The organism is Gordonia sp. IITR100, from assembly GCF_002009645.1.
In the GTDB taxonomy this organism is placed as follows: Bacteria; Actinomycetota; Actinomycetes; order Mycobacteriales; family Mycobacteriaceae; genus Gordonia; species Gordonia hongkongensis.
On sequence record NZ_MVKV01000012.1, the window covers coordinates 82,130 to 98,005 of the forward strand.

The following is a 15,876-nucleotide window of genomic DNA, read 5'->3' on the forward strand; positions in this document are numbered from 1 at the left end:
CCTTGACAACTCCACAGTGCTGCCCCTCCGTACTCCGTTACCGCAGCGGATCACCGTCGCGGGAACGGGGTGTCGGACGAACACGCAACGCCCCCGTTCGGCAGCAATCGGGCCCTCGAGCCACACTCCGCGGAACTTTCGGGGCGTGCCCTGGCTGAGTCCGTCGTCGACCACCGATGAGGGAGCACTGCGACGGGCCGGGGCGCGGTTGAACCGCTCGACCGCGACGGTCGAGCAGCGGGCGCCCGCCACCATGGATGGGGTGAGACCGGTACGACAGATCAGCCAGTGCCCCCGCCGATCGCCTACATCTACACCCTCGCGTTCATCGGTGGGGATCTCGGAGTGCAACGGACTGGAGTGCACCGGACAGGAGTGGTCGACGACGGCATGGTCGTCGGCGGCGTTGTGAGGTAGCGATCTCTGCGTAATGCCGTTACCGGGTCGGTGCTTTCGCGATCTCACCGGGCAGAGCAACTGGGTACTGCTCGGCGTTGCCTGATGACGAACGCGCCGTAGGTCAGTCCGCCAACGCTCGGTACGTCGCCGCCTCGAAGTCGCGGTACCCGTCGATCGATGCGGGGTCGACGAAGGGGAAGATCTGGGTGGCCCAGAAGCCGCCGATCCGGGTGTGGGGATCGATCCAGTAGTAGAGGTTGGCCAGCCCGGCCCACGACTGCGAACCCGCCTTGCGGCCGGTGGGGGTGTCGGTGTCGTTCACCATGAACGGATACGACCAGGATTTCGGTGTCCCCGGATCGAATTCGACATCGTGGCTCAGCGGCGGGATCACTCCGGGCAGCCGTCGCACCGCGAGATCGCCGATCTGGTTGCGCAACGCCGTGGTGACGGTCTCCGGGCGCAGGATCTGTTGACCGCGGTCGGAGCGGCCTTCGCGCAACCACATTCGCAGGAAGGTCAGATAGTCGGGGACGGTGGACCAGAGGCCCTGCCCGCCCATGTCGATCTCGGGATCGGCAGGCTGTTCCCAGCGGTGGTTGGGGACGAGCTCGCCCCGCTTGCGCATGTGCAGGACCGCTCGCCGACGCCGGGCGCCGTCGGACAGCGCAAATCCGGTGTCGGACATGCCGATTGGGTCGAGGACCCGCTCGTCCATCACCTCGCGGAGACGGCGTCCGGTGACGGCCTCGATGACCTGGCCGGCCCAGTCCACCCCGGAGCCGTACTCCCACTCCGTGCCGGGATCGAACAGCAGCGGGGTTCGCAACGAGGCCCTCGTGGCCGTGGCGACGGCGGGCACACCGTGGTCCGCGGTCAGTCGACGGTAGGTCTCGTTGAAGAAGTCGTAACCGAAACCGGCGGTGTGCGTGAGCAATTGGTGGGTCGTGACATCGGAGGCGGGTGGCCGCAGGCGCGGCCGCCCGTCGTCGTCGAAGCCCTCGATCACCTGCAGCTCGCCGAGCGCCGGGACGTAAGTGCGGGCCGGTGCGTGCAGGTCCAAGGCGCCCTCCTCGACGAGCTGCAACGCGACCGTCGCGGTCACCGCCTTCGTCGCCGAGAACAGAGCGAAGACGGAGTCGACGGTCATCGGCTGCTCGTCGTCGAGCGCACGCACCCCCGCGGCACCGAGGAAGACCGTCTCCTCGTCGGTCGTGACGCCCGCGACCACCCCCGGCACCCGCGGCGCGCCCTCGGTCCGGGCGGTCAGGATCGGGGTCACCTCCTTGGCGAGGCGTTCGGATCGGACTGGTCCCGCAGAGGTCATGGAATGGTCTCTCCTCATCGAAGTGGAACGTGACCGGCCCCGACGAACGTCCGGAGTCGGTCGATGGCGAGGGTGAGGTCGTCGGTGGATGCGGCGTAGGACAGACGGACGTACCGGTCCGCGCCCGCGACCCCGAAGTCGTGGCCCGGGGTCAGGGCGACATGGGCTTCGGCGAGCGCCCGGTCGCAGAACTCGGCCGACGTCAGGCCCGTGGAGCCGACGTCGAGGTAGACGTAGAACGCGCCGTCGGGGATGACCGGCACGTCGAGTCCGATGTCCGCGAGCCCGTCCACGACGAGTTGCCGGCGTCGCGCGAACTCACGACGGTTCTGTTCGGCCACCGCCAGGGAATCCGGCGTGAAGCAGGCCAGCGCCGCGTATTGCGACGGCGTGGGCGGGCACACGTAGAAGTTCTGCGCCAGCCGCTCCAGCACCCCCACGAGTTCCGTGGGCACGATGCACCATCCCAGCCGCCAACCCGTCATCCCGAAGTACTTGGAGAAGCTGTTGATCACGACCGTCTCCGCGACGCCCGGCGAGTCGGCGGCCAGGATGCTGCGCGGCGGCCGACCGTCCGGTCCGGGGTCGGACAGCCCGAGGTAGATCTCGTCGACGATCGACCAGCCGTCCCGGGCCGCCGCGAGCTCGCACATGGTCACGAGTTCCTCATACGGCATCGAGGTGCCGGTCGGGTTCGACGGGGTCGCCACGATGACGCCGCGGGTCGCGTCCGTCCACGCGTCGTCGACTTCGGCGGCGGTGAGCTGGAACCGGTTGGCGGGGCTGGTCGGCAGGAGCCGGACCTGTGCGCCGAAGGCGTGCGCGAACTGGCGGTTGCACGGATAGGACGGGTCGCCGATGAGGACCTCGTCGCCCGGGTCGATCAACGCCGCGCAGGCCATCAGGAGGGCCGCCGACGCGCCGGCGGTGACCGCCACCCGCGCGGGATCCACCGACGCCCCGAAATGGTGGCCGTAGAAGTCTGCGATCGCCTCGCGCAACTCCGGGAGGCCGAGGGCGCCGGTGTAGGCGAGGGGACGCCCGGTCGCCTCGCGGGCCGCGGCGAGGACCGCCGGCGGAGCCCCGAAATCGGGTTCACCGATGTTCAGCTTCACGACGGAATGACCAGCTGCCTCGAGTTCGGCGGCGCGCTTCGCGAACTCCATCGCCTGGAACGGCGCGATCCCTTCGGCCCGTCGGGAGATCTTCATGGGTGACATTGTGCGCGTCGGGATATCTGGCACCCGACCCCACCTCTCCGGCGGCGACGCGCACCGGCAGGCAGGATGTGGGGGTGCCCATTCCCGAATTCATCCGCGATCTGCGTGCCCAGGTCGGTACCCGCGAACTCTGGTTGTCCGGCGTCAGCGTCGTCGTCTGCGACGACGCCGGGCGGGTGCTGCTCACGCGCCGCGTCGACAACGGACAGTGGGCCGTCGTGTCCGGCGTCCTTGAACCGGGAGAGGAGCCGGCGCGGGCGGCCCTGCGCGAGGTCCGCGAAGAAACCGATGTCACCGCCGAGATCGTCAGACTGACCAGCATCGACGTCACCCCGCTGATCACCTACCCGAACGGCGACCGGACCCGCTATCTCGACGTCTGCTTCCTCGCGCGCCACGTCGACGGCGATCCCCGGGCCGCCGACGACGAGAACTCCGACGTCGCGTGGTTCGCGCCCGACGCATTGCCGTCCGACCTGACCGACACGTCGGCACTGCGGATCGAGAAGGCGCTGGCCGGCAACGCCGAGGCGTGGTTCCGACGGTAGGGGCTCCAGCGGTAGGGGGTCCCTCAGGGAAGTCCCTGAAGTTCGCCCCAGAAGTGCCGCCGAGCATCGCTTTCCGGCTTCGGCGGGCGCAGACTGGGCTCATGAGCACATCGACGAACAACACCACCGGCATGACCTTCTGGAAGGTCCTGGGCGTCATCGCGGTCGCGCTGATCGCACTGGCCGTCCTCGGCCCGCTACTCGAGGGACTCTTCTGGATCGCCCTCGTCGCACTCGCCCTTTACGGCGGCTACATGCTGTTCCGTTCGAACAAGAAGAACACGCCCCCGACCACCTACTGACCGGGCGTCACCCGCCGAACAGCAGCCAGAGCCCGAGGAACGTGTAAAAGACCATCAGCACCATCATGGTGAGCTGCCCGGTCAGCTGATGCCGGCGGGGCAGGAGACGCAACGATGCGTCGTGCGCCGCGGCCACCCCCAACAGGTGGCCGCCGAGTACGAACGCCACCTTCAGGGTCACCGTGACCGTCGGGTGGTCACTCATCACGTACACCGGATGAGCATCGCTGAGCCACAACACATTCCATCCCCTCCCCAGCGGATCGCCGAGCGCGAGGACGGCTTCTTGTCCCTGTTCGACGAGTGACTGCAGATAGTGGGCGAGGATGTAACCGATCACGATCGGGACCAGCGAGTGCGCCATCAGGCCGGGGAGGCGGCGCCGGAGGTCCGGTTGCACACCGCCGACCGCGCGGGCGGCCGTCCAGAACGTCACCACGACGACGCCGATGAACACCAACAGGCCCGCGGTCGAGTACACGGTGGCGGCCGCCCGGCTGTCACCGGCACCGTCGGCGACGAGGTCCTGCCAGAACGCGATCGCCGAAAAGCTGTCGAACGCGGTGGAGCCGAGCAGGATCGCGAGAACGGTGACGGTACCCGGGAGCACCGGGAGCGTGGGCAGCGAGTTCATCGGGCTACGGAGGATCACCCGGCCGGCGCTGTTGCGCGCGAACGGGGACAGGCGCGAGGCCACGGTGCTGTACACCGCGAACGGGTCGGCGTCCGCGGTCCACCGCAACCCGAAGACCACGCCGCCGACGAGGGTGATGACCAGGTAGCAGAGCAGCCAGATCCGCACCGATGACACCGAACTCGGGTCGGGCGACGCCAATTCGAGCCAGACGAAGGCGAACAGGCCCAACGCCGCGGGCCACCAGCCCAGCCGACGCGGATATCCCCGCAGGCCGACGACCCGCGGGCCTCCGACACCTCGGGCGGCCCGCAACAGGGTGCGGACCGGGGACAGCAGTCGCCACACCGGTCCGAGGAGTACCGACAGCACGGTCATGCCGACCCAGAGCAGCACATAGAACGCGCCCGGTAGGGGGTTCTCGTCGTTGTCGGGGCCGACGGCGGCCACGATCAGCCATGCGGTGAGAACCACTGCGGCGCCGCTGATCACGCCGCGCACCCACCGGTTGTCGACGGCCGCCGTCACCCATCTCGGGAGCTCTCGGCCGGCGTCCGGCCGACCGAATCGTGGTGTACGCCAAGCGAACGCGATGACCGCGAACGAGATGGTCAGCGCCCAGGCGCCGCCGATCAACACCGCGGTCAGCGGGACGGGCAGGTACTCCGAACCACCCAGTCCGTGGGCGAGCAGAACGTCAGTCGGCCTCGCGGGCGGGGTCATCGGCCTCGTTTCGGGTCGGGGGATCGGTGGGATCGGGGTCGCCGCCTGCCGGCTCGGCGGCAGTGCGGCCGGCCTCGCCCGGGCGGCCTGCCGCGTCGTCGGCGTCGCCTTCGTCGTCCTCGTCGTCCCCGCGTCGACGGTCGATGATCGCGATCGCGACGATGACGCCCACCACCAGGAACGCGGGGATCACGGCCGGCAGCGCCAGCACGAGCGGATGCGTCGCCAGGTGGTGGACGCCGGGGTCGGCAGCGAGAGCGATCACGGCTGCGGCTGGAGTTCAGGCTCCCGCGCGCCCGATGTCGCCTCCCGGGCGTTCACCCGGCCGGCTCCCCACGACAGCGCCGCGATGAGCAGCAGCGAACACACGAGCACCACCAGTGATGCCGCGCCGAACAACCACGACGGGTAGTCGAAGGTGCGCTCGCGCTGCAGGATCGAGATCTCCGCGACGAACGGTTTCGTCGACGTCAGCTGAGCCGGCTCGCCCTCCGCGCCGATCGCCGGGTCGGCCGGCAGATACACCGGCACGCCCGCCATCGTGGTGCCGTCCTGTACGCGCAGGATGGTCTTCCATGATCCCGACACCGGCATCGGTTCGGTGGACCGGAAGTGGTTGGGACCGACGCGCTCCAGCCGGTCGATGACGATGCCGCGGTCATTGTCGATCCCGCCCTGCCACGACATCAGCGTGACCCACTCGGGGTCGTCGCTGAGCGCGTCGGCGGGGTCGAGGAAGACCTCGGCCGTCACGTTCTCGTCGGCAGCCTCGTTCGGCCCGGCCGGGGTGAGGACGACGCGCGCGGTGACATCCGCGGGGACCGAGACCCGCAGGCCGTTGGCGACGGCCCCGCCGATCACCAGGACGGAGAGCACGACCGCGGTGATGCTGACCCAACGGGTCGGGAGGCGTTCGCCGACGCTGACGAGGCCGAGCAGCCCGCCGCACACACCGGCCGCGATGCCCACGGGAATCGCCATCGCCAACGCCTCGCCCCACATGCCGGTGACCCACGGAAAGGGGTAGGCCGCGGCGATCCACCAGGACTCGATCCAGAGGCCGAGGGTCGCGACTCCGAGCCCGGCCACCGCACCGAAGAGCACGCGGCGCTTGAGCAGCGGGGTCAGCGCGAGCAGTTCGATGACCACGGCCGCGCCCAGGTAGAGCGGGAAGACGTTGATCGGCGCACCCAGCGCCGGCCCGACGACGACCGCGACGACACCACGCAGCAGGATCGCGAAGACGGCCGCGACGAGCGCTGCGCCCGGCCCGAGACAGATCCGCGCGGCGACGAGGGCGAACGCCCCGGCCCCGGCGATCATCATCGGCTGCAGCACGAGCCGGAACTGCTCGACGCCGAAGTCGTACTCGATCTGGAACACCGACATGCCGATCACCAGCCCGCCGAAGGCCAGGCAGCGCACGAGCCACTGGCTCCGGCCGTCGTCCGGGGCGTCGGGACCCATGGCGGCCCGGCCCTCACGGTCGAGGATCACGACGGCGATGAGCGACAGGCCCGCGCCGCCGATGAGCATCAGGTGGGTCGGGCCCCAGAGGGTGACGTCCTGGCCGAAGATCCGATGCCAGACGTCGTCGAGCGGGAACCCCAGCAGTGCGTAGAAACCGCAGCCCGCCAACAGGATTCCGCCCACCGGTGCGTACCAGTGACGCGTGATCCGGATCGCCGAGCGCCCGGGCTTGTCGAAGGGGAGGAACACCGACAGCATGCCGGAGATGAACAGCAGGAACAGGCCGACCAGGATGAAGTAGTGCGCCGGGTTCGCCAGCGGCCCCTCGTCGCGGCCGTCGCCGATGTGCAGGCTCACATCCCAGAGGAAGCCGAACAGCGCGCAGATGATCGTGCTGGTGAACAGGAAGATCGGCAGCGCCGCCCACGGTGGGCGATTCACCCGGCGGGCGGCCCATTCGGACAGCGTGGTCAGCCACGTGATCTTGCGCGTGCGGTGCAGGTAACCGATCCAGAGCAGGCCGACCGACACGACGGCGGCCACCGCCGACATCAGGAAGACCTGGTCGAGTGCCGCTCCACCACCCTCGGCGGCGAGATGGACGCGCGTGACATCGCTTGTTGACATGGTCGAAGTATGCACAACCGCACCCGGGTCCCGGAAGTGCATTGGGCAAAACGGCGATCACGCGCGGTGAACGGCCCGCTCAGCTCATCCGATGGGGACGCACGACGACGTCGTGCAGATCTCCTCCGGCAGCTCGATCCCCGAGAGGCCGGGGATGTCGGGCAGGCCCGGAATGCTCGGCAATCCGGGCGCCGCCGGGGCCTCCGATTCCGGGGCCGGTGGCGTTGCCGCCCCGCCCGGCACGGTCACCCGCAGCGGCGCGGCGACCGTCGGGGTCGTCCCTGTCACCGGCGGGTTGGTGCCCCAGAACTCTTCGGCTGCTCCGGTGCCCGGTGGCAGCGTGATCGTGGTGCATCCCCAGTAGATGTCGTACGTGCCGTCCGGGATCGTCGTCGTCCCACTGGGTGTCGGCGGCGTGCCCTGAGAGATCCGCAGCGGCAACGACTTCGACGAGCCGGGGGAGATGAGCGCACCGAGCTCTTCCGGCGTCTGATATCCGAAGACGACATTGGTCGGGGCTCCGCCGGCCGGGACGCCGACGATCTCGCAGCCGATGCGCTTCGCGGCGTTGTTCGTCACCGTCAGGGTGACGGTGTTGCCGGACACCGAGGGTGTCGCGGTCACATCGCTCGGCGCGGCGGTGGCGACGGGCGCGAGGGCGGCTCCGAACGCCGCTGCGGCGCACACCGCCAGGCCGACGGTGGCCGTCCGGACTCGGTTGCTCATACGGGTGTCCTTCCACATGGGTTTTCTGTTCCGACCAGGACAAACAAGCTGCACCGTCGTCGGGAAATGACGGCAGTTCGCATTTCGTTCGATTCTCGTCAACGATTGTTATATCGTTCTTCACCCGGCTGGTATTTACATGACCGAATCGACAGAAATCTCCGGTCAATGCTCGACTCGGCCATTCTTACAGATATGGGTAATGCCCGCAGAATGAGGGTGGAAAGACATTCGCCGTCGGATTCCCCGGGGTGAGTGGGCCGGGTGGCCGTCGCGGCGCCACCGAACACCCGGTGGCCTACGCGTCGGCTCGGTAATCTACTCGCGACGCAGGACGCCCGAACAGCAGGGCGACCGAACAGACCGGGGACGCCATGCCGACGGTGATCGCGACCATCAGTCTCAAGGGCGGGGTCGGGAAAACCACGCTCACGGGAGGCCTCGCCGACTTCCTCGCCGGCGTCTTCGGCAGGAAGGTGCTGCTCGTCGACCTGGACGCCCAGACCAACCTGACGACGATGATGATCGGGCAGGAACACTGGCTGACGTGCAACGCCCGGCGGCACACCGTCGCGACACTCTTCACCGACCTGCTCGACGGCACGGAATCGTTCGACCTCGAGGGCAGCGTGCAGCGCGATGTCTCGACCGTGGCCGGGCTCACCGGGATCGACCTGCTGCCGTCGTCCCTGGACCTCATCGAACTGGCCGAGGAGCTCAGTGCTCACCGGGTTGCTGCGGACGACCATCTGGCGGCCGTCGAGGTCCTGACGAACGCGTTGGCCCCGATCGCCGGGCAATACGACTACATCCTCGTCGACTGCCCGCCCAACGTCGGACCGTTCAGCCTCAACGGGCTGGCGATGGCCGCCGCATATCTGATCCCGACCATCCCGGATGTCCTGTCCACATATGCGATTCCGCACATCCAGCGTCAGTCGCCGATTTCGGCACCGAATTGGGGCGGGAAATCGTCGAATTGGGGGTCGTGATCACCAAGTACCGGGCGGCGTCGACCCTCCATCAGGACACGGTGCGACGACTGAGGCGGGACACCTCGATCCAGAACGTCCTCCCGACCTACCTGCACGAGGGCAACGCGATCGGTGCCGCCGCCGACTTCGCAACCTGGCCGAGCCTGCATGCGAAGTACGGCTACCACGGCCACTACGAACAGTTCCGCGATCTGACCCGCGCCGTGATGGTCGAGGCCGACGCCAAACTCGCTCGGGCCGAACTCGCTCGGGCCGAACTCTCGGGGGCGGTTCCGAGTTCCCGCGGCCCATTCGATCGACCGACGCCGAACCGCAGCTCAGGCGTCTAAGTTCATCTCAGCCGCCGACCGGTGGCGCCTCGTTCGACTCCTCAGGAGCTCCCATCATGCGCAAAGTGCACATCACCTCGGTTCTCGGCGCCGCAGCACTGGCCGTCGCCCTCACGGCGTGCGGTTCCGATGACTCGGCGTCGGGTGGCACCGACGCGGAGGCCACCGTGACCGTCGACGGTCAGGAACTGGAACTGGCGGACAAGACGGTCGGGTGCACCGACGCCGCGGGCAAGGTGACCATCGGGATCGGATCGGGTGGGGGCTCGGGTATCGGCGTCGTCCTGACGTCGGGTGACTCGCCCGAGGTGGAGTCTGTGGGGCTGGGCTCGCTCGACGGTGTGGTGCTGGCCTATCAGAAGGGTGCCGGCGGCGGCAGCGGCGAGGTCACCAAGGACGGGGACACCTACACGGTCACCGGTGACGCATCCGGGATCGATCCCGCCAATCCGACCGAGCCCGTGACCAAGTCCTACGAGATCAAGGTGACCTGCCCCTGATCCCGTTTCCCCGCTTGGTCTCGGTCCGGTGACCGGTCCGGTCTCGATGTGTACACATTTTCCGCGGACACTGTTTGACGCTCTGTCGGTCTGGGTACGTTCCGATTCGTAGCGATTCGAGAGGTCTTCGCGATCTCTAACGATTTGCACAACGGATCACGACGACCATAGGAGGCAGACATGCTGGGAATTGGCATCATCGCGTGGATCATCATCGGCGGCCTGGCCGGCTGGATCGCCAGCAAGATCATGAAGACAGATGCGCAGCAGGGCATCATCCTCAACATCGTCGTCGGTGTCATCGGCGGCCTTCTCGGCGGCTGGCTGCTGACGTTGTTCGGCGTCGACGTCGAGGGCGGGGGCTGGATCTTCAGCTTCATCACCTGCCTGGCGGGCGCATGCATCCTGCTGTTCCTCGTGAAGCTGGTGACCGGCCGCGGTCGTACCCGCGTCTGAGGTCCACCGGATTCGTCCGACTCAACTCCGCCCCGGCTCGACGTTCGCATCGAACGTCGGGCCGGGGCGGAGTCGTGTCTCGGCCGTGTCCGGTGCGCGCATGTGCGTACGTTGGATTGGGTACGAGAGTGGCGACCGCACAAGTGAGCAACCGAAAGTGAGCATCCAGTGACTCGAGTGGCAATCATCGGCGGACACGGCAAGATAGCGCTGCGGCTGGCGCGGATTCTGTCGGAACGCGGCGACGAGGTGACCTCGATCATCCGCAATCCCGAACACGCCGAAGACGTCGCGGACACCGGGGCCGTTCCCGTGGTCGCCGACGTCGAGACCCTCGACACCACCGGCATCGCCACCGCGATCTCCGGCCACGACGCGGTGGTGTGGACCGCGGGGGCCGGCGGCGGCGATCCGAAGCGGACGTACGCCGTGGACCGCGATGCCGCGATCCGGTCCATGGACGCCGCCGTGCGGGCCGGAGTCCGCAGGTACGTGATGGTGTCCTACTTCGGCGCCGGACCCGATCACGGTGTGCCCGAGGACAACTCTTTCCACGCCTACGCCGAGGCCAAGGCGGCTGCGGACACGTACCTGAAGTCCACGGAACTCGACTGGACGATCCTCGGACCCAGCAAGCTGACCGACGAGAACGGCACCGGCAGCATCACGCTCGGCGGCGACCGGGTCGAGGGTGACCAGGTCAGCCGGGACAACGTCGCCCAGGTCGCGGCGGCCGTTCTCGACCATCCGGCGGCGGTGCACGAGGTGATCGAGTTCAACGACGGCGACACCCCGATCCTCGATGCCTTCCCACGGTCCTGAGGAGCCGGATTCCCCTCTTGCCGCCGTTATCGCGGCTTGTCGCGCGATCGTCGGCGACGCGCATGTCCTCACCGACCCGGACGCCACGGCAGGGTTCCTGACCGACTGGACCGGGCGGTATCGCGGAGCGGCGGAGGCGGTGGTCCGGCCCCGCACCACCGACGAGGTCTCGCGCGTGCTCACCGAATGCGACCGGTCGGGCATCCGGGTCTGCGCGCAGGGCGGCAACACCGGACTCGTCGGCGGCTCGGTGCCACCGGCCGCCTCCGTCGGCGAGCGCTGGATAGTGCTGTCGACGGTGCGGATGACCGACATCGACGAGGTGGACACCGTCGGTCGTTGTGTCGGCGCCCAGGCCGGCGCGACCGTCGAATCCATCGACCTCCGCGCCGCGGCGCACGGCCTGTCGTTCGGTATCGACCTCGCCTCCCGCCAGAGCGCGACCGCGGGCGGGGTTGTGTCGACCAATGCCGGTGGGACGCGGATGATCCGGCGGGGCAACGCGAGGTCGCAGATAGCGGGGATCGAGGCCGTCCTGGCCGACGGCCGCACGCTCCGCCGGTGGACATCCCTCGTCAAAGACAATGTGGGATACGACCTTCCAGCTCTCCTGGCCGGCAGCGAGGGAACCCTCGCGGTGATCACCCGGGTCCTGTTCCGACTCGTCGCGCCGCCCTCGGCCGCCACCGTCGCGGTCGCCTCGATCGAGCGCGTCGAGGACGCCGTCGGGCTGATCGGCGCCGCATCGGCGGCGGGACTGACCGTCGAGGCCGCCGAATTGATGACCGAGGCCGGGGTCGCGCTCGTCGCCGACTACGGGCACCGGCGCCCGACGGCGACGCCGGGACCGTTCTACGTCCTTCTCGAGGTGTCGGGGACCGGGGACATCGAGACCGCGACCGCCGAGCTGCTCGGCGATGCGACCGGGATCATCGACGCCGTGCTCGCACGGGCGCCGGCTCGCGCCCTGTGGTCCGGTCGCGAGGGCCACACCGAGGCCATCGCCCGGTCGAGCGCGACGCCGGTCGTCAAGCTCGACATCTCGGTTCCGATCCGGGCACTGCCCGAGGCATTCGCCGAACTGTCCCGCGTGGGTGTCGCGGACGGATTCCCCTGTCGCCCGATTCTTTTCGGACACGTCGGAGACGGCAACATTCACGTCAACCTGCTCGACGTCCCGCCGGCGCAGGCCGGCGCGGTCACCGACCACGTGTTCGGGATCGTGGCCGCCAACGGCGGGAGCATCAGTGCCGAGCACGGTATCGGCCGCGCGAAGTCGGCCTGGACGCACCTTGGCCGCGACGCCACCGACCTCGCGACCATGCGCGCGATCAAGGACGCGCTGGACCCGCGGGGAACCCTGAACCCGGGGGTGATCTTTCCGTGAGGACCGAACCGGTGGACCGAACCCGGCGGCGCGGGCGGCGGGCGCACGGAAATCCTGCGATCATGCACGGGTGGCTGATGTGAACCTCGATGGGTTGACCGCACTGGCGGATCGCTACGGCGTCGCTTCCAGCTATGTCGGCTGGGGTGACGAGCGGCACGAGGTGGACCAGGACACATTGGTCGCGGCGCTCCGGGCGCTCGACGTCCCCGCGGGTTCGCCCGAGGAGATCGAGAACTCGATTCGCGAGATCGACGAGCAACCGTGGCGTGAGTTCGTCCCGGCCGTGACAGTCGTGACCGAGGGCTCGGGAGCCACGTTCGCCGTGCATGTTCCGCACGGGCACCTGGTGAAGGTGTGGGTGGTCAGCGAAACCGGTGACGACGTCGCGGCCCCCCAACTCGATGTCTGGGTCGAGCCGCGCGAGGTCGACGGCGTGCTGATTGGCCGTGCGACGTTCGCCGTGCCCGACGACCTCCCCACCGGATATCACCAGATCAAGGCGATCGATCTCGACGATTCATCGGCCTCGAGCGCGCCCCTGATCGTGACGCCGCGCCGACTGCACACCGCCGACCGGCTGATCGGCCGGAAGCGATGGGGACTCGCCGCGCAGCTGTACTCGATCCGATCGGCTGACTCGTGGGGCGTGGGCGACTTCGCCGATCTCGCCGGGATCTGCGAGGTGGCCGCCAGCGCGTACGGCGCCGACTTCGTCCAGGTCAATCCACTTCACGCCGCCCAGCCGAAGGCGCCGATCGAGGCGTCGCCGTACCTGCCGGTGACGAGACGTTTCGTCAATCCGCTCTACATCCGGATCACCGACATCCCCGAGCTGGACGGGCTGTCGAAGTCGCAGCGCAAGTGGGTCAGGGCGTTGGGGCGCAGCTTCCTCGACGAGAACACCGCGACCGACAAGATCCGGCGCAACAGGGCGTTCCGCGCCAAGCTGGAAGCGCTCGAACTCATCTACGGCGTCCCGCTCGCCCCGGCTCGGGCGCACGCCTACCGCGCTTTCCGGCGTCGGGAGGGCAAAGGCCTCAAGCGTTTCGCGACGTGGTGCGCGCTGGCCGAGCGGTACGACGCCGACGACCCGCGCTGGCAGGGCAAGTTCGCAGACCCCGCGTACATGAAGAAGAAGCGTCGGAAGATGGCCCGACGCATCGACTTCCACACGTGGCTGCAGTGGATCTGCGACGAACAACTGGCCACCGCCGCGCACGCGGCTCGATCGGCCGGAATGGAGATCGGTGTGATGGCCGATCTCGCGGTCGGGGTTGCACGGCACAGCGCCGATGCGTGGGCCCTCGGTGACGTGCTCGCCACAGGCGCGACGGTGGGGGCGCCGCCCGACGGTTTCAACCAGCAGGGCCAGGACTGGGACCAACCGCCGTGGCATCCACGACGGCTCGCCGAGGCCGGTTACGAGCCCTACCGCGACATGATCCGCACCGTCCTCCGACACGCGGGCGGTGTGCGCGTCGATCACATCCTGGGATTGTTCCGGCTCTGGTGGATACCCGACGGCAGCAGCCCGGCCCAGGGCACCTACGTGCACTACGACAGCGAGGCGCTGATCGGCATCCTGGCGCTCGAGGCGCAGCGCGCCGACGCGGTGGTCGTCGGCGAGGATCTCGGGGTGTTCGAACCGTCGGTGCAGGACTCACTCCGCGAACGCGGAATCCTCGGCACGTCGATCCTGTGGTTCGAACAGGGGCCCGACGCCGCGACCCCGCCCGAGGACTACCGCGAGCTGTGTCTGACCTCGGTGACGACCCACGATCTGCCCCCGACCGTGGGATATCTGGCGGGCGACCACATCACGCTGCGATCGCGGCTGGGACTGCTCGCCTCCGGGGAGGACGCGGAGCGGGCGCGCGATGCGCGTGAACGCGACGCCGTCCTCGAACTCGCCTACGAACGCGGCCTGCTGTCCCGGGATACCCCGCTGACCGACCCGAAGGTCGTCGATGCGTTGTATGCGGTGATCGCCCGCAGCCCGTCGGTACTGCTGAGCGTGGCCCTCGTGGATGCGGTGGGGGAGCGGCGAATCCAGAACCAGCCGGGTACCGACAGCAGTCAGTACCCGAACTGGTGTGTCCCGCTGGCCAATTCGGAGGGCGACGTCGTGCTCGTCGAGGACCTCGTCAGCAGCGTGCGCTTCCGCCGCCTCATCTCGGTGCTCAACGAGTCGGGCGTGCCAGGTTCCTGACCGAGACGATGGTCAGTACGAGTGCGATGAGGGCCAGCACGGCGACCCCGATGTTGAAGGCGATCCCGGCGGGCCGGAGACCCCAGTGCTGCGCGGTGATTCCCTGGCCGACGATCGGGATCGAGATCGCGACGTAGGCGACGACGAAGTAGGTCGAGGTGACCTCGGCCTTGCGTCCCGCCGGGGTCGCCGCGACCACCGACGCCAGTCCCTTGCTGAACGACATACCCTGCCCCACACCGCAGATCACCGCTCCGCCGAGCAACGCCGGGGTCGATGCGGCGACCAGGCCCAGGATCGACAGGCCGGTCCCGAGGATGAGGATGGCGCAGCCGGCGATCTGTGCCGGTTCGGTCGGCATCCGGCGCACGACGATCTGGGTGACCGCCGAGGACGCGAACAGTACGAACACCAGGAAACCGGTGAATGCGTGGTCGTCGATGCCGAGGATGTTCGTGACGAAAGACGGCATCACGCCGGTGAAGGTGCCCATCACCGCGAACCCCGCGAAGGCCGCGATCGACGCCCGGACGAACACGCCGCGGATGTCGGCGGGGACCGACAGTCGCTGGATGCTCAACCGGGCGCCGGGGACGACCTCCACCGTCTCGGGCAGACGCCAGATGCCGATGAAGACCAGCACCAGTAGCGCCAGATCGAGTACGAACGGGGTGTGCAGCGGGGACGGGGCGTACTCCGCGAGAAGCCCCGCGATCAGCGGTCCGAGCCCCAGGCCGCCGATGTTGGCCGCGGTCGCCACGGCCGGAGCGCGTCCCCGCCACGACGCGGGGGCCAGTTCGATGACCGCGGTGGTGGCGGCGCCGGCGTAGATACCCGCGGACAGACCCGACAGCACCCGGCCCAGCAGCAACTGCCAGACCGGGCCCGCCGTGAGGAAGACGACGGCGCTGACCGCCGACAGGATCGCGCCGGCGATGAGCATCTTGCGCCGGCCGATGACGTCGGACCAGCGTCCGAAGCCGATCAGCGCGGCGATGACGCCGGCCGCGTACACGGCGAAGATCACGGTCGTGGTGGTCACGCCGAAACCGAGTTCCTCGCCGTAGATCGCGTAGAGCGGTGTGGGCAGCGTGGTGCCCAGCATGATCACGGCGAAGGCGTAGACCGCCGCGGCGAAGGATGCGCCGGTCGGCGCAGGGGAGGCGGGGGTATGCGAACGGTCAGACATGGCAGCTGAC

The 15,876-nt window shown here is 68.8% G+C and carries 14 protein-coding genes and 1 pseudogene; 8 read left to right on the plus strand and 7 right to left on the minus strand.

Annotated features, from left to right (window positions below; translation table 11 throughout):
• Positions 1 to 520: 520 nt before the first annotated feature.
• A complete protein-coding gene (locus B1818_RS16540; protein ID WP_078113352.1) occupies positions 521 to 1,726 on the minus strand; it encodes a serine hydrolase in 1,206 nt (401 codons plus the stop codon).
• Between the two features lie 14 nt (positions 1,727 to 1,740).
• Positions 1,741 to 2,937 (minus strand): pyridoxal phosphate-dependent aminotransferase, encoded by a 1,197-nt coding sequence (locus B1818_RS16545; protein ID WP_078113353.1) that lies wholly within the window; start codon positions 2,935 to 2,937, stop codon positions 1,741 to 1,743.
• An 83-nt stretch (positions 2,938 to 3,020) separates the two neighbouring features.
• On the opposite strand from B1818_RS16545, the gene B1818_RS16550 reads away from it, so the two are divergent.
• Positions 3,021 to 3,494 carry an NUDIX domain-containing protein gene (locus tag B1818_RS16550; protein ID WP_068971499.1) on the plus strand — a complete coding sequence of 158 codons (474 nt, stop codon included), beginning with the start codon at positions 3,021 to 3,023 and terminating at the stop codon, positions 3,492 to 3,494.
• Positions 3,495 to 3,595: 101 nt separating this feature from the next.
• Entirely contained in the window at positions 3,596 to 3,796 is a 201-nt protein-coding gene (locus B1818_RS16555) for a hypothetical protein (protein ID WP_078113354.1), read from the plus strand.
• A gap of 7 nt (positions 3,797 to 3,803) precedes the next feature.
• Here B1818_RS16555 and B1818_RS16560 read toward each other — a convergent pair whose 3' ends face one another.
• From B1818_RS16560 to B1818_RS16575, 4 genes are all read right to left on the minus strand, one after another.
• Positions 3,804 to 5,153 carry a hypothetical protein gene (locus B1818_RS16560; RefSeq protein WP_078113355.1) on the minus strand — a complete coding sequence of 450 codons (1,350 nt, stop codon included), beginning with the start codon at positions 5,151 to 5,153 and terminating at the stop codon, positions 3,804 to 3,806.
• On the minus strand, positions 5,128 to 5,418 hold the full coding sequence (locus B1818_RS16565; protein WP_078113356.1) for a hypothetical protein: 291 nt from the start codon (positions 5,416 to 5,418) through the stop codon (positions 5,128 to 5,130). Before B1818_RS16565 ends, B1818_RS16560 begins: the two co-directional genes overlap by 26 nt.
• Complete coding sequence (locus B1818_RS16570) at positions 5,415 to 7,250, minus strand: hypothetical protein (RefSeq protein ID WP_065631870.1); 1,836 nt, start codon at positions 7,248 to 7,250, stop codon at positions 5,415 to 5,417. Before B1818_RS16570 ends, B1818_RS16565 begins: the two co-directional genes overlap by 4 nt.
• A gap of 84 nt (positions 7,251 to 7,334) precedes the next feature.
• A complete protein-coding gene (locus B1818_RS16575; protein ID WP_078113386.1) occupies positions 7,335 to 7,976 on the minus strand; it encodes a hypothetical protein in 642 nt (213 codons plus the stop codon).
• Between the two features lie 374 nt (positions 7,977 to 8,350).
• Here B1818_RS16575 and B1818_RS16580 point away from each other — a divergent pair.
• From B1818_RS16580 to malQ, 6 genes and pseudogenes are all read left to right on the plus strand, one after another.
• Positions 8,351 to 9,300, plus strand: a pseudogene (locus tag B1818_RS16580) (ParA family protein).
• A 56-nt stretch (positions 9,301 to 9,356) separates the two neighbouring features.
• The gene (locus B1818_RS16585) at positions 9,357 to 9,800 is read left to right on the plus strand and encodes a lipoprotein LpqH (RefSeq protein ID WP_058251911.1); all 444 of its coding nucleotides are present in this window, start codon (positions 9,357 to 9,359) and stop codon (positions 9,798 to 9,800) included.
• Between the two features lie 180 nt (positions 9,801 to 9,980).
• Positions 9,981 to 10,256 carry a GlsB/YeaQ/YmgE family stress response membrane protein gene (locus B1818_RS16590; RefSeq protein WP_004023462.1) on the plus strand — a complete coding sequence of 92 codons (276 nt, stop codon included), beginning with the start codon at positions 9,981 to 9,983 and terminating at the stop codon, positions 10,254 to 10,256.
• 168 nt (positions 10,257 to 10,424) lie between these two features.
• Positions 10,425 to 11,078, plus strand: coding sequence for an SDR family oxidoreductase (locus B1818_RS16595; RefSeq protein ID WP_165629752.1), 654 nt, complete (start codon positions 10,425 to 10,427; stop codon positions 11,076 to 11,078).
• Positions 11,059 to 12,465, plus strand: a complete 1,407-nt coding sequence (locus tag B1818_RS16600; protein WP_078113357.1) for an FAD-binding oxidoreductase — start codon at positions 11,059 to 11,061, stop codon at positions 12,463 to 12,465. The genes B1818_RS16595 and B1818_RS16600 overlap by 20 nt, the downstream gene beginning before the upstream one ends.
• A 79-nt stretch (positions 12,466 to 12,544) precedes the next feature.
• Complete coding sequence (gene malQ, locus B1818_RS16605) at positions 12,545 to 14,677, plus strand: 4-alpha-glucanotransferase (protein ID WP_078113358.1); 2,133 nt, start codon at positions 12,545 to 12,547, stop codon at positions 14,675 to 14,677.
• Here the strand turns inward: malQ and B1818_RS16610 are convergent.
• Positions 14,649 to 15,866, minus strand: a complete 1,218-nt coding sequence (locus B1818_RS16610) for an MFS transporter (RefSeq protein ID WP_078113359.1) — start codon at positions 15,864 to 15,866, stop codon at positions 14,649 to 14,651. The two genes, malQ and B1818_RS16610, sit on opposite strands and share 29 nt — an antisense overlap.
• Positions 15,867 to 15,876 lie beyond the last annotated feature (10 nt).